General features: G+C 55.9%; 1 rRNA gene (only partly in view). It reads left to right on the top strand.

The features are described from left to right. The first annotated feature begins 45 nt into the window (after window positions 1-45). A 23S ribosomal RNA gene (locus ACGF7Y_RS36415) occupies window positions 46-1,638 on the top strand (it continues 1,620 nt past the right edge of the window).

Here is a 1,638-nt window from a genome sequence, read left to right as displayed (position 1 = left end):
TTGTGTGTTGTTTGAGAACTGCACAGTGGACGCGAGCATCTTTGTTTGTAAGTGTTTAAGAGCGTTCGGTGGATGCCTTGGCACCAGGAGCCGATGAAGGACGTAGGAGGCTGCGATAAGCCTCGGGGAGCTGTCAACCGAGCTGAGATCCGAGGATTTCCGAATGGGGAAACCCGGCACGAGTGATGTCGTGTCACCCTCCGCTGAATATATAGGCGGTGGGGAGGGAACGTGGGGAAGTGAAACATCTCAGTACCCACAGGAAGAGAAAACAATTGTGATTCCGTGAGTAGTGGCGAGCGAAAGCGGATGAGGCTAAACCAGGTAGATGTGATACTCGGCAGGGGTTGTCTATTTGGTGTTGTGGGGTCATTCTTCTCAGTCCTGCCGGGCTGGGCGGGAGTCAGAAACCGTTGTGTTAGTCGAAGTGGTCTGGAACGGCCTGTCGTAGAGGGTGAGAATCCCGTAGACGAAAGCATGACGGCTCTCGTGAGTGATACCCGAGTAGCAGCGGGCCCGTGAAATCTGCTGTGAATCTGCCGGGACCACCCGGTAAGCCTGAATACTCCCTGGTGACCGATAGCGGACTAGTACCGTGAGGGAAAGGTGAAAAGTACCCCGGGAGGGGAGTGAAATAGTACCTGAAACCGGACGCTTACAATCCGTCAGAGCCTTCCACTTTGTGGTGGGGTGATGGCGTGCCTTTTGAAGAATGAGCCTGCGAGTCATCGGTGTGTGGCGAGGTTAACCCGTGTGGGGTAGCCGTAGCGAAAGCGAGTCCGAATAGGGCGTTTTTAGTCGCATGTCATGGACCCGAAGCGGAGTGATCTACCCATGGCCAGGGTGAAGCGACGGTAAGACGTCGTGGAGGCCCGAACCCACTTAGGTTGAAAACTGAGGGGATGAGCTGTGGGTAGGGGTGAAAGGCCAATCAAACTCCGTGATAGCTGGTTCTCCCCGAAATGCATTTAGGTGCAGCGTCACGTGTTTCACGCCGGAGGTAGAGCTACTGGATGGCCTAGGGGGCCTACAAGCTTACCGAAGTCAGCCAAACTCCGAATGCCGGTGTGTGAGAGCGTGGCAGTGAGACTGCGGGGGATAAGCTTCGTAGTCGAGAGGGAAACAGCCCAGATCGCCGGCTAAGGCCCCTAAGCGTGTACTAAGTGGAAAAGGATGTGGGGTCGCGAAGACAACCAGGAGGTTGGCTTAGAAGCAGCCACCCTTGAAAGAGTGCGTAATAGCTCACTGGTCAAGTGATCCTGCGCCGACAATGTAGCGGGGCTCAAGTACACCGCCGAAGCCGCGGCATTCCAGTATTATTCTGCTTTCGAGCCAGGAGCTGGGATGGGTAGGGGAGCGTCGTGCAGCCGTGGAAGCAGCAGTGTGAACTAGTTGTGGAGGCTGTGCGAGTGAGAATGCAGGCATGAGTAGCGAAAGACGAGTGAGAAACTCGTCCGCCGAATGACCAAGGGTTCCTGGGCCAGGTTAATCCGCCCAGGGTGAGTCGGGACCTAAGGCGAGGCCGACAGGCGTAGTCGATGGACAACGGGTTGATATTCCCGTACCCGTGTATCCGCGCCCAATGGCGAATCATCTGTGCTAATCGTCCTGAACCGGATGGACTTCCTTCGGGAAGCT

The sequence above is a fragment of the Nocardia sp. NPDC047654 genome (assembly GCF_043205035.1).
Lineage (GTDB): Bacteria > Actinomycetota > Actinomycetes > Mycobacteriales > Mycobacteriaceae > Nocardia.
Note: the sequence above shows the minus strand (reverse complement) of the source record. Positions and strands in the feature narration are given on the sequence as shown.